At 57.9% G+C, this 22,834-nt stretch carries 22 protein-coding genes and 1 riboswitch; of the genes, 11 read left to right on the top strand and 11 right to left on the bottom strand.

The annotated features are described in order from the left end of the window. Positions 1–9 precede the first annotated feature (9 nt). From AM379_RS18400 to dmsD, 3 genes are read left to right on the top strand one after another with little or no spacing between them, the layout of a single operon-like run. A complete protein-coding gene (locus tag AM379_RS18400) occupies positions 10–627 on the top strand; it encodes a DMSO/selenate family reductase complex B subunit (RefSeq protein WP_014169373.1) in 618 nt (205 codons plus the stop codon). Between the two features lies 1 nt (position 628). Further along, on the top strand, positions 629–1,483 hold the full coding sequence (locus tag AM379_RS18395) for a dimethyl sulfoxide reductase anchor subunit family protein (protein WP_106504014.1): 855 nt from the start codon (positions 629–631) through the stop codon (positions 1,481–1,483). A 42-nt stretch (positions 1,484–1,525) separates the two neighbouring features. Beyond that, positions 1,526–2,140 carry a Tat proofreading chaperone DmsD gene (dmsD, locus tag AM379_RS18390; RefSeq protein ID WP_106504013.1) on the top strand — a complete coding sequence of 205 codons (615 nt, stop codon included), beginning with the start codon at positions 1,526–1,528 and terminating at the stop codon, positions 2,138–2,140. A gap of 18 nt (positions 2,141–2,158) precedes the next feature. On the opposite strand, the gene atzF is transcribed toward dmsD, so the two are convergent. From atzF to AM379_RS18350, 8 genes are all read right to left on the bottom strand, one after another. After that, positions 2,159–3,958, bottom strand: coding sequence for an allophanate hydrolase (gene atzF / locus AM379_RS18385; RefSeq protein ID WP_106504012.1), 1,800 nt, complete (start codon positions 3,956–3,958; stop codon positions 2,159–2,161). Further along, positions 3,955–7,557 carry an urea carboxylase gene (uca, locus tag AM379_RS18380; protein WP_106504011.1) on the bottom strand — a complete coding sequence of 1,201 codons (3,603 nt, stop codon included), beginning with the start codon at positions 7,555–7,557 and terminating at the stop codon, positions 3,955–3,957. Before uca ends, atzF begins: the two co-directional genes overlap by 4 nt. A 152-nt stretch (positions 7,558–7,709) precedes the next feature. Continuing rightward, the gene (locus AM379_RS18375; protein ID WP_032678057.1) at positions 7,710–8,342 is read right to left on the bottom strand and encodes an urea amidolyase associated protein UAAP2; all 633 of its coding nucleotides are present in this window, start codon (positions 8,340–8,342) and stop codon (positions 7,710–7,712) included. Between the two features lie 11 nt (positions 8,343–8,353). Next, positions 8,354–9,061, bottom strand: coding sequence for an urea amidolyase associated protein UAAP1 (locus tag AM379_RS18370; protein ID WP_032679675.1), 708 nt, complete (start codon positions 9,059–9,061; stop codon positions 8,354–8,356). Positions 9,062–9,074: 13 nt separating this feature from the next. Beyond that, entirely contained in the window at positions 9,075–9,851 is a 777-nt protein-coding gene (locus tag AM379_RS18365) for an ABC transporter ATP-binding protein (RefSeq protein ID WP_032678056.1), read from the bottom strand. Continuing rightward, positions 9,848–10,663, bottom strand: coding sequence for an ABC transporter permease (locus AM379_RS18360; RefSeq protein WP_014169869.1), 816 nt, complete (start codon positions 10,661–10,663; stop codon positions 9,848–9,850). The genes AM379_RS18365 and AM379_RS18360 overlap by 4 nt, the downstream gene beginning before the upstream one ends. Before the next feature lie 17 nt (positions 10,664–10,680). Continuing rightward, positions 10,681–11,739 (bottom strand): putative urea ABC transporter substrate-binding protein, encoded by a 1,059-nt coding sequence (locus tag AM379_RS18355; RefSeq protein WP_014169868.1) that lies wholly within the window; start codon positions 11,737–11,739, stop codon positions 10,681–10,683. 57 nt (positions 11,740–11,796) lie between these two features. After that, a riboswitch (guanidine-I (ykkC/yxkD leader) is annotated at positions 11,797–11,895 on the bottom strand. Between the two features lie 216 nt (positions 11,896–12,111). Then, positions 12,112–12,564 (bottom strand): MarR family winged helix-turn-helix transcriptional regulator, encoded by a 453-nt coding sequence (locus AM379_RS18350; RefSeq protein ID WP_106504010.1) that lies wholly within the window; start codon positions 12,562–12,564, stop codon positions 12,112–12,114. Between the two features lie 68 nt (positions 12,565–12,632). Here AM379_RS18350 and AM379_RS18345 point away from each other — a divergent pair, with 68 nt between their 5' ends. The 8 genes from AM379_RS18345 (at position 12,633) to clcB (ending at position 19,741) form a co-directional block, all read left to right on the top strand. Next, positions 12,633–12,926 carry a DUF1330 domain-containing protein gene (locus tag AM379_RS18345; protein WP_014169865.1) on the top strand — a complete coding sequence of 98 codons (294 nt, stop codon included), beginning with the start codon at positions 12,633–12,635 and terminating at the stop codon, positions 12,924–12,926. 106 nt (positions 12,927–13,032) lie between these two features. Continuing rightward, on the top strand, positions 13,033–13,656 hold the full coding sequence (locus AM379_RS18340) for a glutathione S-transferase family protein (RefSeq protein ID WP_106504009.1): 624 nt from the start codon (positions 13,033–13,035) through the stop codon (positions 13,654–13,656). A 156-nt stretch (positions 13,657–13,812) separates the two neighbouring features. Next, entirely contained in the window at positions 13,813–14,556 is a 744-nt protein-coding gene (locus AM379_RS18335) for a YoaK family protein (RefSeq protein WP_032678052.1), read from the top strand. Between the two features lie 273 nt (positions 14,557–14,829). Beyond that, on the top strand, positions 14,830–15,540 hold the full coding sequence (gene osmY, locus AM379_RS18330) for an osmoprotectant ABC transporter permease OsmY (RefSeq protein WP_032678051.1): 711 nt from the start codon (positions 14,830–14,832) through the stop codon (positions 15,538–15,540). Between the two features lie 18 nt (positions 15,541–15,558). Then, entirely contained in the window at positions 15,559–16,458 is a 900-nt protein-coding gene (osmX, locus tag AM379_RS18325; protein WP_014169861.1) for an osmoprotectant ABC transporter substrate-binding protein OsmX, read from the top strand. 8 nt (positions 16,459–16,466) lie between these two features. Further along, positions 16,467–17,114, top strand: coding sequence for an osmoprotectant ABC transporter permease OsmW (gene osmW / locus AM379_RS18320; protein WP_014169860.1), 648 nt, complete (start codon positions 16,467–16,469; stop codon positions 17,112–17,114). Continuing rightward, entirely contained in the window at positions 17,114–18,262 is a 1,149-nt protein-coding gene (gene osmV, locus AM379_RS18315; RefSeq protein WP_014169859.1) for an osmoprotectant ABC transporter ATP-binding protein OsmV, read from the top strand. Before osmW ends, osmV begins: the two co-directional genes overlap by 1 nt. 168 nt (positions 18,263–18,430) lie before the next feature. Further along, positions 18,431–19,741, top strand: a complete 1,311-nt coding sequence (gene clcB, locus AM379_RS18310) for a voltage-gated ClC-type chloride channel ClcB (protein WP_032678050.1) — start codon at positions 18,431–18,433, stop codon at positions 19,739–19,741. On the opposite strand, the gene bioD is transcribed toward clcB, so the two are convergent. The 3 genes from bioD to AM379_RS18295 all read right to left on the bottom strand — a co-directional run bounded on the left by bioD (position 19,676) and on the right by AM379_RS18295 (position 22,749). Continuing rightward, a complete protein-coding gene (gene bioD / locus AM379_RS18305) occupies positions 19,676–20,371 on the bottom strand; it encodes a dethiobiotin synthase (protein ID WP_014169857.1) in 696 nt (231 codons plus the stop codon). The genes clcB and bioD overlap by 66 nt on opposite strands. A 130-nt stretch (positions 20,372–20,501) precedes the next feature. After that, on the bottom strand, positions 20,502–21,722 hold the full coding sequence (mlc, locus tag AM379_RS18300; protein ID WP_020884286.1) for a sugar metabolism global transcriptional regulator Mlc: 1,221 nt from the start codon (positions 21,720–21,722) through the stop codon (positions 20,502–20,504). A gap of 94 nt (positions 21,723–21,816) precedes the next feature. Beyond that, a complete protein-coding gene (locus AM379_RS18295; RefSeq protein WP_106504008.1) occupies positions 21,817–22,749 on the bottom strand; it encodes a LysR family transcriptional regulator in 933 nt (310 codons plus the stop codon). Positions 22,750–22,834 lie beyond the last annotated feature (85 nt).

Below are 22,834 nucleotides of genomic sequence, written 5' to 3'. Positions count from 1 at the left end.
GAGTAAGTGATGACCACTCAGTATGGATTTTTTATTGATTCCAGCCGCTGCACCGGGTGCAAAACCTGCGAGCTCGCCTGCAAGGATTACAAAGATTTAACCCCGGACGTCAGCTTCCGCCGTATTTACGAATACGCGGGCGGTGACTGGCAGGAAGACAACGGTGTCTGGCACCAGAACGTGTTTGCCTACTACCTGTCGATTGCCTGCAACCACTGCGAAGACCCGGCCTGCACCAAGGTCTGCCCGAGCGGGGCGATGCACAAGCGTGACGACGGGTTCGTGGTGGTGGATGAAGATGTCTGCATCGGCTGTCGCTACTGCCACATGGCCTGTCCGTACGGTGCCCCGCAATACAATGCCGCCAAAGGCCATATGACCAAGTGTGACGGCTGCCACACCCGCGTGGCAGACGGCAAAAAGCCGATCTGCGTGGAGTCCTGCCCGCTGCGCGCGCTGGATTTCGGTCCTATCGACGAGTTGCGTAAAAAACATGGTCAGCTGGCGGCCGTCGCGCCGCTGCCGTCCGCGCACTTCACGAAGCCAAGCATCGTGATTAAACCTAACGCCAACAGTCGCCCGACAGGGGATACCACCGGCTACCTGGCAAACCCGAAAGAGGTGTGAGATGGGAAGTGGATGGCATGAATGGCCGCTGATGATCTTCACGGTCTTCGGACAGTGCGTCGCCGGGGCATTGATCGTTATGGGGCTCGTCTGGCTTACTGAAAAAGACGACGCGGTGAAAACACGCCTTGTCCGCAGTATGTTCTTTCTGTGGCTGGTGATGGGCATCGGATTTTTGGCGTCCGTGCTGCACCTTGGCTCCCCGCTCCGGGCCTTTAACTCACTCAACCGCGTGGGTGCTTCGGCGCTCAGTAACGAAATTGCCGCGGGATCCGTTTTCTTTGCCGTGGGCGGTTTCTGGTGGCTGGTATCCGTTATCGGTAAAATGCCCCCGGCACTGGGTAAAATCTGGCTGGTCGTTAGCCAGATCCTGGGCGTTGTCTTTGTCTGGGCGATGACCCGGGTTTATCAAATTGATACCGTACCGACCTGGTACACGGGCTACACCACGCTGGCCTTTTTCCTGACGCTGGTATTGGGAGGGCCGCTGCTTGCAGCCCTGTTGCTGCGCGTGGCAAACACGACATATAAAAGCACATTCGCGGCCTCTGTCAGCGTGCTGGCACTCCTGGCCTGCGTGGCGGTCATCGTGCTGCAGAGCAATGACCTGGCGACAATCCACAGTTCCGTTCAACAGGCGAGTGCCCTGCTGCCTGACTATGGCGCACTGCAAATCTGGCGTATCGTACTGCTTGCCGCCGGACTCGGCTGCTGGTTGTGCCCGCTGATGCGTCGGCAGGAGCCTAAAACCCTCGCTCTTTTTGCAGGCGTGATACTGGTCGTCGTGGGTGAACTGATTGGCCGTGGTCTTTTCTATGGTCTGCACATGACCGCAGGTATGGCGATTGCGGGTTAACACAGTCGCGCGGGCTACTCCGCGCGAGCAAGGAAGGTAGTCATGAAAGAAGTCTCACAGCGTGATTCGTTCGCGTTCAGCGCCCGGGTACTGGGCGCGCTGTTTTATTTTGCTCCGGATAGCGAGCAGACTGCGCCGCTGGTGCAGGCGCTCACCGCAGGCGACTGGATTCAGGACTGGCCGCTGGCGCCGGAAACGCTGCAACCCGTTGCAGATGCGTTCAAAACGCCATCAGATGAAGCGTTGAAAGATGCCTGGCAACGTCTGTTTATTGGCCCTTACGCCCTGCCGTCACCGCCATGGGGTTCCGTCTGGCTGGATCGGGAATCCGTGCTCTTCGGCGACTCCACCCTCGCGCTGCGCCAGTGGATGCGTGAAAACAACATTGCTTTCGAGATGAAGCAGAACGAACCGGAAGATCACATCGGTACCCTGCTGTTACTGGCCGCGTGGCTGGCCGAAAATGGCCGCGACGCTGAACGCGACCAACTTCTGGCGTGGCACCTGCTGCCGTGGAGTACCCACTTCCTGTCCGTGTTTGTTGAAAACGCCGGGCACCCGTTCTACACCGCACTGGGCAAACTCGCACAGCTGACGCTCGCGGACTGGCAGGACACGTTAATTATTCCGGTCGCGGAAAAAACGCTCTACCGCTAATGCCAGCACCTGGCTTGCTCACTGTTTCCGGGCAAGCCAGGCTCTCCAGCCACCAAATTCCGTGATATCCCGTGCCCCCTCCAGGCCATACGCCTCGCAGATAAACCCGGTCAACCACCGTCCGTCCTGCAGCTCGATTTTTCCCAGCCCCAGAGGTGCGGGGATCCCGGCGAGAAACGACCCCACTTCGCTGTGCGGTAGCTCCCAGACTTCGACCGCAATCCCGGCCCCCTGGTCTGCCACCCGAACCATTCCGGGACGTTTACCGTCCGCCAGCGCATACAGACGGTAATAAGGTGCGCTGGTGGTCGCGTCTACAAGGCGTGCTCCGCGCTCACGTAACTGAACATTGAGCGCCAGACCGTCCATATGCGCACCGCAGACCACTATCCGCAGGCGGTCATGGGTTGCGGTGCAGGTCGGCGCGTCGTCCAGCATGGCACGATTGCCCGGTAACGTTAATTTTGTGTGACGTTGTAACGCATCGGCCAGACTGAGCAGATACTGATCGGTAAACGCGCGGCCAAACAGCGTGACGCCGGATGGCAGCCCATTGTTCATTTCACCGACCGGAACCGCTACGGCGGCATAGTCGAGCAGGTTCATAAAGTTGGTATAGATGCCCAGCGCCGAGTTGCTTTTAACCGGTTCATCGGCCAGCTCAGCCAGACTCACCGGGCGGGGATACGTCGGGATTAATACGCAATCCAGGTCGGCCATCATGGCATCGCACTCGGCTTTATACCGCTGGAGTTTGTACTGCGCGTCAAACGCCGCCACCGCAGTGGCTGCAGGCGCGTTTTGCAGGACATCACGGATAACCGGCAGCACCGCGTCGGGCTGGCGTTCAATCAGCGCACCCGCGAGGTGATAACGCTCGGCGACCCACGGGCCGTCATAGAGCAGTTTCGCGGCCGCCAGAAACGGTGCAAAGTCGAGAGTCACGGGCACGCCACCCAGCGCGATAAGCCCCGTCTTTGCGCGGTGATACAGCGCCTCGCTTTCTGCACAGCCGAGAAACTCGAGCGTCTCCGGCACGCCAAAGCGAAAGCCCGCGGCAGGGACACCAAAAGCCTGCGGGCCGTTCCACGCCGGGTTGGACCGGCTGTATTCGTCACGCGGATCCTGTCGCGCCGTGAGTGCCAGCAGCTGGCTGGCCTCTGCTGCCGTCGCGGTGAAAAACGTGACGCAGTCCAGCGTGCGGCAGGCAGGCACAACCCCTGCCGTGGAGATGAGTCCTTTGGTTGCCTTGAGGCCGACCAGATTATTCAGCGAGGCCGGTACGCGCCCGCTGCCGGCCGTGTCCGTTCCCAGCGCGAAGCTCGCCAGACCCAGGGCGACCGCCAGCGACGACCCCGCGCTGGAGCCACCGGACGGGTAATCCGGATGAACGCTGTTACGACATGGGCCATACGGCGAACGCGTACCGTTTAAGCCGGTAGCGAACTGATCGAGGTTAGTTTTCCCCAGAGGAATCGCCCCCAGCGCAATCAGCTGCGAAACTATCGTTGCATCCTGCTCTGCCCGATACGCAAATGCCGGACAGGCGGCGGTGGTGTCGATACCTGCCAGATCGATATTGTCTTTGATGGCAAAGGGCACGCCGAACAGCGGCAGCGTGTCCGGCGCTACGCCCTCCAGCGCGGCAAGGTACGGCTCCAGCTCTTCAGGGGTGAGCAGATAAATAAAAGCGTTAAATGACGGGTTCAGCGCCAGCGCGCGCTCGCGTAATGCCGTTATCACCTCACGCGGGGCGATCTGGCCTTCACGGTAGGCCTCTGCCAGCACAGAGAGACGTAAATCATAAAGAGGCTTCATGCTGTTTTCTCCAGAACGACCACGCACTGGCCCGCCCGCACCGACGACCCCGGCTGGACACGGACCTGACTGACCACGCCGTCCTGAGTGGCAACTAACGGGATTTCCATTTTCATCGACTCCAGCACCACCAGCACATCGCCTTCGCGCACGATGTTGCCGACCTCAACGTTCACCTGCCACAGGTTGCCGGCAACCGGGCTTTCAACACCGGATTCTCCCGACCGTAACGGCACGTCGTCACCGTCATCCGTCGTTTCGTCGCTGCTGTCAAAATGCGCCTGCCCGCCCGCTATCCAGCGCTCACGCTCGGCGTTAAACGCCGCCTGCTGATGCGCACGGAATGCCTCAATCTCAGGTGCTTCGTCAGCCAGAAACTGCTGATACTCCGCCAGTTTCAGCGTGGTGTGTTCAATACGCAGCGGATAACGCCCCAGTGGGAAATCCCGGCGGATGGTTTGCAACTCCCCGGCTGAGACCGGATAAAAGCGAATTTGATCGAAGAAACGCAGCAGCCAGGGCTTGCCGCCGAAATCCTCTATCGTGCGATAGCGATTCCACATCTGCAGGGTTCGCCCCACAAACTGATACCCGCCCGGCCCTTCCATACCGTAGATGCAGAGGTATGCCCCGCCAATGCCCACCGAGTTCTCCGCCGTCCAGGTGCGCGCCGGGTTGTATTTGGTGGTCACCAGACGGTGTCGCGGGTCGAGCGGCGTGGCCACCGGCGCGCCGAGGTAGACATCCCCCAGCCCCATCACCAGATAACGGGCGTCGAACACCGTTTTATACACTTCATCAATGTTAGCCAGATCGTTTATGCGACGGATAAACTCCAGGTTACTCGGGCACCACGGCGCATCGCGGCGCACGGTGGTCATGTATTTGTCGATGGCTTTCTGACACGCCGGATCGTCCCAGGAGAGCGGCAGCCAGACGATGCGCGATGGCACGTCCAGCGAGTCCTGGTCACAAACGCCCTGCCACAGCCCGGCGATCACCTCCAGCAGGCTATCCAGGCGCAGCGTTTCCGGCTGATAATGAATTTGCAGGGAGCGGATCCCCGGCGTGAGATCGATAACGCCTTTCAGCGCCCGGTCCTCCAGCGCCTGCATCAGCGCGTGGCCGCGAAAACGCAGCACCAGATCCAGCTCTGGCTCGCCAATCTCCAGCAGCAGATGGGTATCACCCGACACTCTCGCCACCAGACGTTTATCGTCAGTCCCCTGCGTCAGCACAATCGGTGAGTCCAGACCGGCAGGTTGCCACATGACAGGTTGCGGGGTCAGGCTGGCGATTTGGCGCTCCTGCGCCTGCGCCAGCCGTCGCGCGGTGGCAATATCCACCGGCACAAAGCGAACGTAATCTCCCGCCTTCAGTTGCCCTACCGCGTGCAGATCGGCCTCGATGATGGTAACCGGACAGACAAATCCGCCCAGGCTTGGGCCATCCGGGCCGAGGATCACCGGCATATCGCCGGTAAAATCCACCGCGCCGATGGCATACGGATTGTCATGAATGTTCGACGGATGCAGGCCCGCCTCGCCGCCGCTGTCGCGAACCCATTCCGGTTTCGGGCCAATCAGGCGTACCCCCGTCCGGCTGGAGTTGAAATGCACCTCCCATTCGGTGGCGAAAAACGTCGCGATGTAATCCGGCGTGAAATACTCCGGCGCACCGTGCGGGCCGTAAATCACCCGCAGTTCGCGCACCGCGTCCAGCCTCGTGTGCAGCGCCTGCGGCAGCGGCGCGTCCGCAACCGGCTCGATTAACGGCGCCAGGTGCAAAATGTCACCGGTACGGAGCGCCCGTCCGGCGTGCCCCCCGAACTGCCCCAGCGTGAAGGTGCTTTTACTGCCCAGATATTCCGGCACGTTAAACCCGCCGCGCAGGCAAAGATAGCTGCGCACGCCCGCACCGCGGATCTCTCCCATACGCAGCGTCATGCCCGCACGGACGCGAAAAACGTGATTATTGGCCAGCGGTTCACCGTCCAGCGTGAGCGCAATTTCAGCGCCCGTCACCACCAGCTGCGCATCGCAGTTGAATTTCAGCGTCGGGCCGCTGAGGGTGATCTCAAGCGCGGCGGCATCGTCTTTATTGCCCAGCAGACGGTTACCCAGACGCAGCGCCAGGCTGTCCATTGGCCCGGATGGCGGAACGCCAACCGCCCAGTAGCCTGTGCGTCCCGGGTAATCCTGCACCGTGGTCTGCGTACCGGCGCTGAGCACCTCCAGCGTGGACGCCTGGTACATCAGGTGCTCAAGACAGCGGGTCCAGGGCTCACCTGCGGCAAACGGCGCGAAGGTCAGGATCTGCTGCAGATAATTGCGGTTGGTTTCAACGCCATAAATACGGGTCTCCCCCAGCGCGGTATGCAGCACGCGGATGGCGGCTTCGCGTGTCGGCTGCCAGGCGATCATTTTGGCTAACATGGGGTCAAAAAACGGCGGGACTTCGCATCCGGCCTCAACCCAGCTGTCGATGCGCAGCGTAACGCGGTCATCGGGCGGGAAAGCCACGTCGGTGAGCAGTCCCGGTGAAGGCTGGAACTGGCGGCCCGGGTTCTCGGCATAGATCCTGGCCTGAATGGCATGCCCCTTCGGTTTCAGGGTGTCACGCAGTGTCGCCAGTGGCGGCAACGTTCCGGCGGCAAGTTCGATCATCCAGCGCACCAGATCCACGCCCCACACCTGTTCGGTCACGCCGTGCTCCACCTGCAAACGGGTATTCACCTCAAGGAAGTAAAAGCGGGCGGCGTCGCTGTCATAAACGAATTCAACGGTGCCCGCGCTGCGGTAGTTGACCGCTTTACCCAGCGTTATCGCCGCCTCGCACACTGCCTGCACCATGCCCGCCGGCAGGTTTGGCGCAGGCGTCTCCTCCAGCACTTTCTGGTTACGCCGCTGCACAGAGCAGTCGCGCACGCCGAGGGCAATCACCTCGCCCTTGCCGTCGCCAAACAGCTGTACTTCCAGATGACGCGCCCGCTCGATGTACTTTTCGATAAATACACCCGCGTCGCTGAAGTTATTTTTCCCCAGACGCACTACCGCATCGAACGCGTCACGCAGCGCTTCTGCGTCATAGCAGACGCGCATACCGATACCGCCGCCTCCCGCCGTGCTTTTCAGCATCACCGGATATCCCACCCCGGCGGCAGCGTTGACGGCCTGGTTAACATCGGCCAGCAGGTCGGTGCCCTCCAGCATCGGAACACCGTGCGTTTTCGCCAGCGCGCGAGCGGTATGTTTTAGCCCAAACAGACGCAGCTGTTCCGGCGTGGGGCCCACAAAGGCAATCCCCGCGGCGTCACACGCTTCGGCGAACGCGGCGTTTTCCGAGAGAAAGCCGTACCCCGGATGAATGGCCTGTGCCCCGCTGGCTTTCGCGGCGGCGATGATCTTCGTGCTATCCAGATAGGTATTCGCCGCCGGGCCATCGCCCAGACTCAGCGCTTCATCGGCCTCGCGAATATGCAGGCTGCTGATATCCGCCTCGGAATAGACTGCCACACCACGGATTTTCATGGTGCGCAGGGTGCGTAAAATGCGGCAGGCTATCGCCCCGCGGTTCGCAATCAGGAGTGTCGTCAACATAGGTCAGACTCAATCGTGGCGGGTCGTCCCGCCGAAAATCGGCTCACCCATGGTCGTCCATGGGGGAAAAAGCGGTTACGGCAGAATGCGTCCGGCACGGACTTCAAACAGGCGGTACAGCGCCTGGCGCAGTCGCTGCCAGCGGGTGGGCGTCAGTTCCATACCAGCACCTCAGCAGGCGTTGGGTTCCAGCCGTTGCAGGGGTTATTCAGCTGTGGACAGTTGGAGATCAAGACAATGACGTTACACTCGGCGCGCAGGTCGACGTATTTCCCCGGCGCGGAGATACCATCTTCAAACGTCAGCCCGCCCTCTGGCGTCACCGGCACGTTCATAAAGAAATTGATGTTGGCCGTGATGTCGCGTTTTTGCATACGGCCATCGTGCAGACAGGCGCAGAGGAAGTTATCGCGACAGCTGTGCATATGGCGTTTATCGAGGGCGTATCGCACGGTGTTGCTCTCCTGGGCGCAGGCCCCGCCGAGGGTATCGTGACGCCCGCAGGTATCGTCGATAATGGTCAGCAGGGGGTTACCGAGGCTGGAGTACAGGACGCTGCCACGCGTGAGATAGGCGTTGTTCTGACGGCGCAATGTGCGCTGCGCATCGTAACGTTCACGCGGGTTATCGGCATTGTAGAACAGCGTGTCGACCGCCTGGTTACCTTCCAGGTCGAGCAGGCGCAACGTCTGCCCTTGTTTCACCTCGAACAGGTACGGTTCACCTGCCGGGATCACGTGGCGAAATACCGCGTCTTGCACATGCTTTTCAGAGATCATGGTCATTTTACTGCTCCTTACAGGGCGAAAAGCCGGGTATTGGTCATGGCGCGTTCGTTTTCCGGGCGCGTCAGAAGCGCGTTAACGGCCCCCTCTTCATCCTCAGCCTGTCGCCAGCTCAGCGCGACCGGTCGTGGGGCATATTCCCGGGACGGATCCATCGGATGCTGCAGCGCGGTCATCACCACAAGCGTGTCCATGGGCGCGTACAGCTCCACGTAACTGCCCGACTGCGAATAGCCGCCGTGGAAGGTGAACTGACCGCGGTCATCGACGGTGACTTTGCTGAAGAAGTTGACCACCATCAGCAGATCTTCGAGATTGAGATCCCACTTCCCCATCTCCACCAGCAGGTTGTCCGTTCCGTTTCGGTAAAACCCGTTGCGCAGTTCCTGATAGCGTCCCTGGCCATACTTTTCAGTCACCTCGGCGGCGTTCAGTACGCCGCCAAACGGGTCATGCCAGCCGCAGGTATCTGCGGTGATGCCTGCCAGCACGCGTCCCATGTCGGAGTAAAAGCAGTGTCCGGCGGTAAGACGCGCGGTGTGCTGGCCTTTCAGGGTGTCGGGCAGGTTCAGACGTTCACTTTTCTCGTGCGGATTCAGCATCAGCAGGCTGACGTTTGCTCCACCTTCAATGTCGGTCATACGCAGGATCTGCCCGCGCTTAAGCACAAACGAGAGGTGACCGCCGCCGGGCAGGATCTCTTCGCGTAACATGGTCATGGTATTCACGGTGTTAACCCCTTAATGCATAAACGTTATCGGGAGCCGTTCCACTCAGCGCGGAGAGCCGCGTCTCGTTAAGCGGAATGTCGTAGGTAATACGGGCGCCAAAGGCGTTGGGCGCCTGCGGGTCGAGGCGCACTTTGTCGAACACCAGTAAGCGGGTGCCGAGGTTAAAGCCTTCCGAAAGATCGTGGGTGACCATAAAGACAGTCATGCGGGTCTCCCCCCACAGCTGAAGCAACAAGGCGTGCATATCTTTACGGATACCCGGATCCAGGGCGCCAAACGGCTCATCCAGCAGCAACACGCGCGGCTGCATGATGAAGGCCTGCGCAATGGCTAAACGTTGCTGCATACCGCCGGAAAGCTGGGCCGGGTATTTGTGCATCGCATGCCCGAGACCAACTTTTTCCAGCATCCCGGTAGCCCGCTCACGCGCCGCCCGTTTCTTTGCGCCAAACAGGCGCCCGAACAGCGGCGCTTGCGGCAGTTCGAGCCCTATGGTGACGTTATCCAGCACGCTGAGATGCGGGAAAACGGAGTAGCGCTGAAACACCACGCCTCGGCTGCTGTCCGGCTCGGCGCGCAGCGGTTTACCGTCGAGCGTAATGGACCCTCGGCTTGGCGCTTCCTGACCGAGCAGCAGGCGCAAAAACGTGGATTTTCCGCAGCCAGAGGCCCCCACCATTGAGCAGAACTCGCCCTCTTTCACCAGCAGATTGAGGCGCTCCAGCACCACGTGGTCGCCGTACTCCTGCCAGATATTGTTGATGGTGATAAAGCTCATGCCTTCCCTCCTTCCGCCCAGGGAAACCAAGTTTTATGTAACTGGCGCAGGGCCAGATCCATCAGCCAGGCCAGCAGCGTGATCCACAGGACGTACGGAATGATCACATCCATCGCCATATAGCGGCGCACGAGGAAAATGCGATAGCCCAGCCCGGCGGTTGAGGAGATGGCCTCTGCCGAAATGAGAAACAACCATGCCGACCCCAGCAGCAGACGCAGCGAGGTCAGCAGCCGCGATAACAGCTGCGGAAGTACCACGCGCAACACCAGCGTCCAGCTGTTGGCACCCAGCGTCTGGGCTTTGATCAGAATCTCCGGTGGGATTTCGCACGCGCGATGCTCCAGATCGCGCGCCAGCATCGGCGTGATGCCGATGACAATCAGCATCACTTTCGACAATTCATCCAGCCCGAAAACGATAAATAGCACCGGCAGGATCGCCAGCGGCGGGATCATCGACAGCACCGTCATCAGCGGCGAGAGCGACGCGCGCCACAGCGGGAAAACACCGGCGGTGACGCCAACACAGAGGCCGATGATCGAGGCGATGACCAGCCCCGTCAGAAGACGGGCAAGGCTCACCAGCGTATCCACCCAGAACAGATAGTCACCGCTGCGTTTATCCGGGGTAAACGCCATGCGTGATAGCGCGTCCAGCATCTGCTGCAGGCCAGGCAGCAGCTTGTCCTGCGGGTTAGCCTCCAGCCTGACCGCGGAACCGAAAAAGTATGCGGCCAGCAGCAGGACGAAAGGCAGCATCACGAGCATCAGCCGCATGCCGGGCGTGGGATGGCGATTAATTTGTCGCATGGATGTTCCGTCCGTTATCACAGCGTGCCGGCAGCGGCCATTTTCACGAAGCTGTCGTCAAAGCGCAGCTTCACGTTGCTGGCATCGCCCTGGGTGACATTGCCCGGGAAGCGCATGCCGATGAAATCCGCGCTTTGCGCCCCATCGCCCAGCAGCCCTTTATCGAACGAAAACGTGGCTACGCGCTGCATGGTTTTCGCCAGCTCCGGCGACGTTAAAAAGGCAATATTGTCCTGCGGGGTATAGAACAGGTGGGTTGTTTTCAGCTGCGCCTGATAACCGGCCAGATCGGTACCGGAGGCGGCGGCCATTGCGTTGAGCACGGTGGCATCCTGCGCTTTCATCAGCCCCATCATCTCGTACCATGCGCCGGTTAATGCTTTGCCAAGCGCCGGGTTGTCTTTCAGGGTTTCGCTGTTGACCACCATCATGTCGATAAGCTCACCCGGTACCTGAGAGGAGCTGAACACTTCTGTTGTTTTTGGCGTGCCTTTGATGACCGACAGCTGCGGGTTCCAGGCTACCGCCGCCTGCACATTTGCCGTGCCAAAGGCGGAGACGATATCCGCGTCAGACGTGTTTACCACGGTGACGTCTTTTTCGGCCAGGCCGGCTTTTTCCAGGCCGCGCACCAGCAGATAGTGGGAAACAGAGAGCTCAGGCAGGTAGACTTTCATCCCTTTCAGGTCGTTGAGCGTTTTGCCCTCGCCCTTCATCACCACGCCGTCGTTGCCTTCTGAATAGCTGCCAAGGATCAGCGCCGTGGTATCAACGCCGCCCGCGGCCGGTATGGTCAGCGCATCCATATTGGTCATGGTGCAGCCGTCAAACTGGCCCGCAGTGTACTGGTTGATGGATTCGATATAGTCGTTGAGCTGAACAACGTTGATTTTGATGCCGTATTTATCGGCCCATTTATCGATGATTTTGCTAGTGCTGAGGGTGCCCCAGGGCATCCAGCCGGCGTAGATGGTCCAGCAGACGTTGAACTCTTTCTTCACCGCAGCAAAGGTGGGGAGACTGACCAGCATCGCCAGGGAGAGTACCAGGGTGCGGAATAATGGCGTTTTCTTCATGCTTGACCTCTGAGTGGCACAAAATTAGGGGGCAGCGCGACACCTTCAGGTGCTGCTGTCTCCCGGGCTTTTGTCCCGCCGTGTAACCTCTCAGAGGTCGCCAGCTCTTGGACCAGTCATTCACCGCAGTGAACCGGAACCCTAGCCAGCTATTTTTCAAATTGTGGTGTGCTGCCCTTCAGTGTTAAGCGTTGCAAGGGATATGCCAGAATTTTTTATGTTAATTATTAAACTGTTAAGTCTGCCTGTGCAGGCTGTTTCACCGTTTTGGTGAGACACTGCGAGTTGAGTGCACCGTGCTGGTGCTCTTTGGGATGACGCGTGGTGCTGACTGCGTTGCCCACAGAACGTGTCTGCGACAGCAGGAAAGGCTCAACATGATGTGCTGGTTTTTGCCAGGTCTTTCATCATCGTCGTCGTCAGGCTGAGCTGCTCGCTTCCCATTTTACGTGACAATTCCTCTCTTGCGGACTGCCATACGGGGATCACGGATGTCAGAAGCGCCCACCCCTGCGCGGTCAGGCTAAGTTGTTTTCCACGGCGTCCGCGCCCCCCCGTTGATTCAATAACCCCACGGGACTCCATAATCCGTATGTTTCGGCTCAGTGTGGTTGCATCCACCCCGGCCTTTGATGCAAGCCCTGCCACCGTTTCATTTACGCCACCGCCGATCCCCACCAGCAGGCTGAACTGTTCTGCCGTCAATTCATAAGGTCTGAAGCAGGCGTTGTAATAACGCGTAATAGCCCGTGCTGTTGCACGTGCCTGATACGCCGGACAGGTCTCGGGGATGGTTTTTAGTAACGCCAGATCAACAGTGTTCATACTTTACGCTCGACAGATACGGTGAGATAAAATAGTGTATATACACTATTAACGCTATTCAAGGTATCATGATGCCCGCATTTATCCATATCAATTTACGTGTTATCGACCCTGCACGGCAGGCCAATCTTGCCCCTCGCTTCAGACTGGCACTTGAAGAGGCCGGCGGCAAAATTCTGCATTTTGGTCCTGTTGTCGAACTCCTTGAAGGCGATGAAGAACCGCTACCCTTTGCTGGCATTTTTGAGTTCCCTTCACTGCAGCAGGCGCTGGCGTTTTACCATTCGGAAAAATATGCCCCGATCAAAGCTGAACGCCAGCTGGCACAGCAGGCAAAAATGTTCGTTGTCACCACTGACTAAGCGTTTCGTTTCCTTGCCTGCGGTATCGTTTCCAGATTTCTCCACCCGTTCGCCAGAACCGGTGTAGAGTTTTTAAACACTGCATCTCTAAAAGGACACCGGCATCATGTTAAGCATCCTGGGCAAGACAACCTCGATCAACGTACGTAAAGTGCTCTGGACCTGCGAAGAAGCGGGTATCGAGTATCACCAGGAAGACTACGGCAGCGGTTTTGCCTCCACGCAAACCGCTGCCTTCCGCGCCCTGAATCCCAACGCCATGGTTCCCGTGCTGCTCGATGACGAGTTCGTCCTCTGGGAATCTAACGCAATCTGCCGTTATATGGCCCGTAAAGCCGGCCGTGAGGATCTCCTGCCAACGGAACCGCAGGCCTGCGCCAACGTCGAACGCTGGATGGACTGGCAGGCAAGCGAATTCAACAATGCCTGGCGGTATGTCTTTCCGGCACTGGGACGCAATAACCCGGACTATAACGACCCGGAGCGTATTGCCGCCGGAATTAAAGCGTGGAACCACTGCATCGCTATTCTGGAGGAGCAGTTGCAACGCACTGCAGCCTATACGGCGGGCGAGGTGTTTACCCTTGCAGACGTGGTACTTGGTCTTTCGGTGAACCGCTGGAAAATGACGCCATTTGATAAGCCTGATGTGCCGGCAATTAACGCCTGGTTCGAACGGCTTAATCTGCGACCGGCATTTTTACGTCACGGGAATAACGGTATGGTGTAAGTTTTTCAGCCCACACACATTCAGCAAGGATATTTTATTTAATTACAAAACCCTGAATGCGGTTATCAGGAATAATAATTAAGCAATATCCTGGACAGCCCCTTGCACCGCTTTGCTAGCCTGAATAGTCAGGCAAAGCTCAACCCGGAGGTATTCTTGCTGATTAAACTCAAAAAAGAACGAACGCATCAGGAGGATCGCCTGCTCGCACTCTGGCTGGCGACCTCAGCAGGCTTGCTCAACGCCATCGCCCTCGGGGCATTTGGCTTTTTTCCCTCCCATATGACCGGCAATACCTCCCAATTATCCAGCGAAGTTTCCTCTACCGATCTGAATGATATTTTGTTCTTTGGCGCCATTATTCTGTCTTTTGTTGCCGGCGCAATCATGGCCCGTATCATCGTGTTATGGGGGGTTATCCATAATATCAGGCTGGTTTTTTGCCAGATACTGTTGGTCGAGGGATTATTACTGACCGGCGTTTCCTGTTACGAGATGTATTTCCATGCCCTCACGACTAACCGTGAAATTATTATCTTTCTTTGTGGTCTGATGGGGATTCATAATTCAACGTCGACCCAGCTTTCCGGCGGCCGGGTAAGATCAACCCATATTACCGGCACGCTGACGGACGCGGGAATATCCCTGGCCTCGGTCCTGGTGGCGATGCTCCGCCGGGATTATTCCAAAGATACGGCAGCGCAAAAAAGTCAGCTCAAAACCCACTTAACCACCATTTTCTCGTTTATTACCGGCGGTATCGCCGGGCTGATCCTGTTCAGGTGGATTGGGTTTAACGCCATGCTGGCGCTTGGGGTGATGCTCGTCGTTGTCGCCGCCTTTTCCATCATCAGCACCTCAGTGCGCGTTCGCCGGGTGCGCGCCGCCTTCAGCCGATAATGAGGGTCGCAGGCGTGAGGAGACGCTCACGCCATGTGACACTGTCACATTTTAAATTACGCTTTAGGACAATTCTGTCTGCCCCACAGCCAGCCCTTGCTCCATAAGGCTTAACCTAAGGTTGTCACTAATTTCATAGGGTTACTGATTTTCCCCCTTCGCTGGAACCCATCCCAAACGCTTGCTATAGGTCATCTACCCCTGCCGAAACATGGCATAACAACAGGCAACCCGTGGTTGCTATAACGCATGCGCACAGGGAGACACATCGCAATGCACCCATTACTCACACGTTCGCTGCTTTTTGTCGGCGCCATTATTGTGGTCGTTGCCCTCCTCACCTGGGGAATTGGGCTGGATACAATTAAGGCGCGTCAGGTTGACCTGATTTACCTCGGGCAACAGCATTTAATCCTGGTATTCTCCTCCATGTTCTTTGCCCTGCTGATGGGCATTCCCAGCGGCATTTTGTTGAGCCGCCCGTCAGCACGCGGTATCGCTGAATACGTGATGCAGATCTTTAACGTTGGTAATACCCTGCCGCCGCTGGCCGTTCTGGCGCTGGCAATGGTGGTGATTGGTATCGGTGATACGCCTGCGATTATCGCCCTGTTCCTCGCCTCGCTGCTGCCGATAGTGCGAAACACCTATGCCGGACTGTGCTCGGTTCCGGCGTCGTTACTGGAAGCGGCTAATGGCATTGGGATGACGAAATGGCAGCGTCTGCGCCAGGTCGAACTTCCCAACGCCTGGCCGGTAATGCTCTCCGGGATCCGCATTGCCACCGCCATCAACGTGGGTACCGCCCCGCTGGCCTTCCTGATTGGTGCCAGCAGCTACGGCGAACTGATTTTTCCCGGTATCTACCTCAACGACTTCCCGACGCTGATCCTCGGCGCGGCGGCCACCGCCCTGTTTGCTCTGATCCTCGACACCCTGCTGGCTGCGCTGGGTCGCGTGATGAGTCCACATCTCGCTCGATAACAATAACAAGGAGCTTTTATGAGACTGATATCCAGCCTGACGGCGCTGTGTGCCGCGGCACTGTTCACCAGCCAGGCGATAGCGGCCCCGCTGATCCTGGCGACCAAGAGCTTTACCGAGCAGCACATTCTCTCGGCCATGACCGTCCAGTATCTGCAAAAAAAGGGGTTTCAGGTCCAGCCACAGACCAATATTGCCACGGTCATTTCCCGCAACGCGATGATCAACAAACAAATTGATATGACCTGGGAGTACACCGGCACGTCGTTAATCATTTTTAACCACATCAACAAGCGCATGTCACCACAGGAGTCTTACGAGACGGTGAAACGCCTGGACGCGAAGCACGGTCTGGTATGGCTCAACCCCGCCGATATGAACAATACCTACGCCTTCGCCATGCAGCGTAAACGCGCCGAAGCGGAACACATCAATACCATGTCTGAAATGGTCGCAAAGATTGAGCAGATCCGTAAAACCGATCCGGATAAAAACTGGCTGCTCGGTCTGGACCTCGAATTTGCCGGACGCAGCGACGGGATGAAACCGCTGCAGGCGGCATACAACATGGAACTGGATCGCCCGCAGATCCGCCAGATGGACCCCGGCCTGGTCTATAACGCAGTGCGGGACGGTTTCGTCGATGCCGGGCTTATCTATACCACCGACGGGCGGGTAAAAGGCTTCGACCTGAAGGTGCTGGAAGATGATAAAGGCTTCTTCCCGAGCTATGCGGTCACTCCCGTGGTGCGTAAAGACACCCTTGACGCCAATCCGGGTCTGAAAGAGGCGCTGAATACTCTCTCCGCCCAGCTCAATAACGACGTTATCACCGAACTGAATAAGAAGGTGGATATCGACCATCAGTCACCGCAGCAGGTCGCCCGTGATTTCCTGCGTAGCAAACAGTTGCTGTAGGAGGCGCTATGGAGACGATTCACTACATTCTGGATAACTGGGACTATCTGTTAACCCTGACGCTGCAACACCTGTGGCTGGTGGCGCTGGCGGTTGGGCTAGCCATACTCATCGGCGTCCCTCTGGGGATTTTGATTGTCCGCCACAAATGGCTGGCGACGCCGGTGCTGGGGATTGCCACCATCGTGCTGACGATACCGTCCATTGCGCTGTTTGGCCTGATGATCCCGCTCTTTTCGCTGATCGGTCAGGGTATTGGTGCCCTGCCCGCTATCACGGCGGTGTTTCTCTACTCGTTGCTACCAATTGTGCGTAACACCCATACCGCGCTGGACAGCCTGCCGCCGGGCCTGCGTGAAGCCGGACGTGGTATCGGGATGACCTTCTGGCAGCGTTTGCGCTGGGTTGAAATCCCGATGGCACTGCCGGTGATTTTTGGCGGTATCCGCACCGCCGTCGTGATGAACATCGGCGTGATGGCCATTGCCGCAGTGATTGGCGCTGGCGGCCTTGGCCTGCTGCTGCTTAACGGCATCGGCGGTAGCGATATTCGAATGTTAATTGCGGGTGCGCTGATGATCTGTCTTTTAGCGATTGTGCTCGACTGGCTGCTGCATCGTCTGCAGGTCGTCCTGACTCCAAAGGGGATACGATAATGATAAAACTGGAAAACCTCACCAAACAATTTTCACAGAAACACGGCCAGAGCGTTAAGGCCGTCGACAACGTCAACCTCAACGTGCCTGAAGGGGAAATGTGCGTCCTCCTCGGCCCGTCAGGCTGTGGGAAAACCACCACCCTGAAGATGATTAACCGTCTGATCGCGCCAAGCAGCGGCACGATCCTGATTAACGGTGAAGACACCAGCGGGATGGATACCGTGACCCTGCGCCGCAATATTGGCTACGTTATTCAGCAGATTGGTCTGTTCCCGAACATGACCATTGAGGAGAACATCACCGTGGTGCCGCGCATGCTGGGCTGGGATAAAGCCCGATGTAAAACCCGCGCTGAAGAGCTGATGGATATGGTGGCCATGGACCCGCATAAATTTCTCAACCGCTATCCGCGTGAAATGTCCGGCGGTCAGCAGCAGCGTATCGGCGTGATCCGCGCCCTGGCGGCGGATCCTCCGGTACTGCTGATGGATGAACCGTTCGGTGCGGTGGACCCGATAAACCGCGAGGTGATCCAGAACCAGTTCCTGGAGATGCAGCGCAAACTGAAAAAGACCGTGATGCTGGTCAGCCATGACATCGACGAGGCCCTGAAGCTTGGGGATCGTATCGCCGTCTTCCGCCAGGGGCGTATTGTCCAGTGCGCCAGCCCGGACGAACTGCTGGCAAAACCGGCGAATGAGTTCGTCGGCTCGTTTGTTGGCCAGGATCGTACGCTCAAGCGTTTGCTGCTGGTATCGGCAGGCGATGTCACCGACCAGCAACCGACCCTCACCGTGCGGGGCTCTACCCTGCTTTCTGACGCCTTTGCGATCATGGATGACAACGATATTCGCGCCATTACCGTCGTGGACGATCGGGGTAAACCGCTGGGCTTTGTGAAGCGTCGGGAAGCGCGTAATGCCAGCGGCACCTGTGCCGATATCCTGCATCCGTTCCGTATGACCGGCAAAGCGGAGGATAACCTGCGCGTGGTGCTTTCACGGTTGTATGAGAGCAACACCAGCTGGATGCCGATTGTCGACGAAGAGGGCCGCTATAACGGTGAGATCTCGCAGGATTATATTGCCGAGTATCTCAGCTCCGGCCGTACGCGCCGGGCGCTGAATATTCACAGCGAGAGTTAAGCGAAAACACTCCGCCGGGCGGGCCAGACGTATGGCGCTGACCTGCCCGGCGACACGCTCCCCCACAGCGCATTTGCTCAGGCCGACACGGTTCATCGCACGCATACCTTTTGCTAACCCCGCGATTTCCCCTCACAATATTGTATCTCCCACGTTTAATTGCGGCCCATGCAACGTCTTCACGCTTATCCCGACATCCGCGCGATGTTTCGCAGACTTCTGATTGCCACCCTTACCGGCATACTGGCCGCTCTGGCCGTCGCGGTGTTCCGCCACAGCATGTATCTGCTGGAGTGGCTGTTTCTCAGTAACAACAGCGGCAGTCTGGTGAATGCCGCGGCGGCGTTATCTCCGTGGCGTCGCGCGTTGACGCCCGCGCTGGGAGGGCTGGCGGCGGGGTTACTGTTGTGGGGATGGCAGCGGCTTACGGCGCAACGTCCTCATGCGCCGACAGATTATATGGAAGCACTGGAGACGGGCGACGGCCAGTTTGATTATGGCTCGAGCCTCGTAAAATCCCTTGCGTCACTGCTGGTTGTCTCCAGCGGGAGCGCCATCGGCCGCGAAGGTGCCATGATCCTGCTTGCGGCGCTGGCCGCCTCCTTTTTCGCCCAACGCTTTACGCCGAAATCCGAATGGAAATTATGGATTGCCTGCGGAGCCGCGGCCGGGATGGCCAGCGCCTATCACGCGCCCCTGGCCGGCAGCCTGTTTATTGCCGAAATTCTGTTTGGCACGCTGATGCTGGCCTCGCTCGGGCCGGTGGTGATTGCGGCGGTGGTAGCCCTGCTTACCACGCGACTCTTAGCGCCCGGTGCCGGTACGCTCTATGACGTCCATCTGAGTGGCCTACTCAGTGCGACAGATTATGGCCTGCTTGTCGTGACAGGCCTGCTGGCGGGACTGTGCGGACCGCTGCTGATGTGGCTTATGGCGTTCAGCCATTCGTTATTTCTGCGTCTCAGGCTCTCGCCGCCCTGGCAACTGGCGCTCGGCGGAGCGATCGTCGGGCTGCTGTCGCTCCTGACGCCTGACGTATGGGGGAATGGCTACAGCGTGGTTCAGGCTTTTCTGCTCGCCCCACCGCTGCTGTCCGTGATAGCAGGTGTATTTATCTGTAAATTGCTGGCGGTACTGGCAAGCAGTGGTTCTGGCGCGCCGGGCGGGGTTTTCACACCGACGTTGTTTGTCGGCATGGCCACAGGAATGCTGTTTGCACAACTCTTCGGGCTGTGGTTTCCGGGATCTGAAACGGTGATTTTGCTGGGGCTGGCAGGCATGGCGACGTTACTCGCCGCGACGACCCATGCGCCCATTATGTCTGCGTTGATGGTCTGTGAAATGACCGGGCAGTTTTTTTTGCTGCCCGGTTTGCTGATTGCCTGCGTGATCGCGTCCGTCTTGTCGCGGACGTTACGCCACGACTCGATCTACGGACAACATGCGACCGAGGGAAGAGAGATCGATGTACTGCGCTAATTCACGCTGTTCGGCACGCGGCAAATAAGGCAGCTCGCCCACCAACGGTCCCGGCAGTTTTTTGCTCAGCACGTCGATGATTTCCGCGTAGTGCGCCAGGCCCGGGTTGATACGGTTTGCGACCCAGCCAATCAACGGCAATCCGTCATTGGCAATCGCCTGCGCCGTCAGAAGCGCATGGTTGATGCACCCTTCCTGAATACCGACCACCATGATCACCGGCAGTTGCTCCTGCACCACCCACTCAGAAAGCGGGCGCAGATCGTTCATCAGGCTGCGCCATCCGCCGGTACCTTCCACCACGACATGGTCGGCCATCTCGCTCAGGTTCGCCAGACCGTCGGACAACAGGGTGTAATTAATCAGACCGCTGTGCGCCACGCTGCTTTCATCTTCGCTTAAGGCAATGGGATTGATCGCGTGATATGGCAGTTCCAGTGACGAGACGCTTTGTAACACCAGGGCGTCTTTATTCCGCAATCCTTCGGGCGTCTCTTTACTGCCTTTTGCGACCGGTTTGTACCCTGCAACGCGTTTACCGCTTGCTGCCAGAGCCTGTAGCAACGCGCGGGATACAACGGTCTTGCCGACAGAGGTATCTGTACCCGTAACAAAGAAACGCTTAAGCATGACTCATTCCACCTCTTGGGTATGCTTCGAAAATATAAACCAGAGAAATAATTCAGTGGGGGAAGTCTACGGGATGCGTGCGCTACCCAGCTTGAGATAGCGCAATTTTTCGTACATCTGCGGAAAAGAGTTAACCCTGTAACAGGCGGATCAGCAGCGAGCCGTTATACATGGCGTCCTTGACCAGGGCTGCACCAGCCATGGTGCCCTGATTGGAAAACTGGGTGCTTTCCACGGCAATATTTTTGCTGTAGGCCGGGAGCGCCTGTTGATGAATACAGGCCGAGATAGCCGGGAAGAGGATTTCCGCCGCCTGACTCAGCGGTGAGCCAATCAGGATTTTTTGCGGGTTGAAGAGATTCACCATAATGGCCAGAATGCGGCCAACGTTATTCCCCACTCCGGTAATAATATCCTTTGCCAGCAGATCCCCCTGACGCGCTGCGGCGCAGAGTGAATCGACGGTCAAAGGTTGTCCGTGCAGCGAAGAGCTCATGGACTGGCTGAGCCTGACCTGCGCCAGCTCCAGCACGCTTTCCACGCTGGCGATGGTTTCCAGACAGCCATGGTTGCCGCAGTAACAGCGCTTGCCGTAGGGATCGACCTGCGTGTGACCGATTTCGACCAGGCTACTGCTTCCGGCATGCAGAAGGCGTCCGTCGGTGATGACGCCCGCCCCGACGTTATGGTCAATCACCACCTGAATCACGTCCCTTGCGCCGCGGGATGCGCCAAACAGCGCCTCCGCCATCGTCCAGGCGCTGATGTCATGCTGAATATAGACCGGCACGCCGGTGTGATTTTTCAGCACCTCGCCCAGCGGCATCTCTTTAACATCGTCGTAGAACGGCATGCGGTGCACGATTCCATTTTCGGTATCAATAATACCCGGCATGGTGATCGCAATGGCCGTTAAGCGTTCAAGGCGTTGCTGATGGCGAATAAAGAAGTGATCGATATGGGTGACAATGGCATCGAGGAGCGATTGTTCAGCCTTGAGCGGCAGCTCCAGCCGGTCTTCTACCACCAGCTTGCTGCTTAGATCGCGCAGGGCAAGGAAGATCTCTCCCCGGCTAATGCGCAGTGACAGGTAGTGCCACGCCTCAGTCTCCACCACCAGGCCGACCGCCGGACGGCCGCGGCTGCCCGGCTCCTGAATTTCCGTCTCCTGGACCAGGTGGGCTTCCAGCATTTCACGAACAATCTTGGTAATACTGGCAGGTGCCAGTTGTGCCAGGCGCGAAAGATCGATACGCGAAACCGGGCCAAGCTGATCAATCAGGCGATAAACCGCGCCAGCGTTGGTCTGCTTAATCTGATCAATGTGCCCTGGCTGACTATCAGCAACCACCTCGTACTCCCTTATTTTCGAGCATCGAAATAAACTGTGGGCTATGGTGAAGCACTTCAATGGCCGTCGTCAAATATTTACTTAGCCATGTGATTTACTGCACATTTTTACCCACTTTTCCCTCTAAATATCGTCCTGCAGAGGCGCTTAACAGCTGTGCTTTAAACCGCTGCGCTGCGTGGCTCTGCTCATGATGTTTCGACCATACCAGCCACATTTCCGAAACAGCATCGTCTTCGGCGATAGCAACCCAGCGCATTTCACGCAATTGTACCCGTTTAAACGAGGCCGGAAGAATAGAGACGCCCAGCCCCGCCGCGACCAGCCCAATAATGGTCATCGCTTCCCCGACTTCCTGCGTAATGATCGGGGCAAGATCGTAGCGTCGTAACAGGCCCAGAATATCGTCGTACAGACCGGTACCTACCTGCGGGTCGAAAAAAACAAACGGCTCTTTTGCCAGCTCTGCCAGCGTGACCGCCGAACGCGAGGCGAGCGGATGATCGTGCGGGATCATTGCCATCAACGGTTCGCGCAGAATAACCTGCCACGCCAGCGTATCCGGGAGATGGGTGTTACGCATCAGACCTAAATCAAGAGAACCTTCATTCAGCGGAGCGATTTGCTCGCGGGTATTAATTTCGCGCGTCTGAATATGCACATCCGGAAAATGCCGGCGAAACGACGACAGGGTCTGCGAAACAGCGCTGATAAACGGTGCAGACGAGGTAAACCCAATACGCAACTCTCCGGTTTCCCCGAGATAAAGCCGCTCTGCCCGGGCTGCCGCCTCATCCACCATACTGAGAATTTGTCGGCTGTCGGCCAGAAATTGCTTCCCGGCCGCCGTCAGGCTCACGCTGCGGTTGGTCCGTGCCAGAAGGCGCGCCCCGACCTGTTGCTCAAGGATCTGGATCTGCTGGCTTAGCGGGGGTTGTGAGATATTCAGTCTTGCCGCCGCGCGGCCAAAATGAAGCTCTTCAGCGACGGCGACAAAGTAGCGCAGATGACGCAGTTCGATATTCATATTTTTAAAGTATCATTTGAGATTATTAATATATTAGACAGAATATTTACATTTTCCTACTCTGATCGTGTGGTCATACCCGTCA

The organism is Enterobacter cloacae complex sp. FDA-CDC-AR_0132 (assembly GCF_003010695.1).
Classification (GTDB): domain Bacteria; phylum Pseudomonadota; class Gammaproteobacteria; order Enterobacterales; family Enterobacteriaceae; genus Enterobacter; species Enterobacter ludwigii.
Note: the sequence above shows the minus strand (reverse complement) of the source record. Positions and strands in the feature narration are given on the sequence as shown.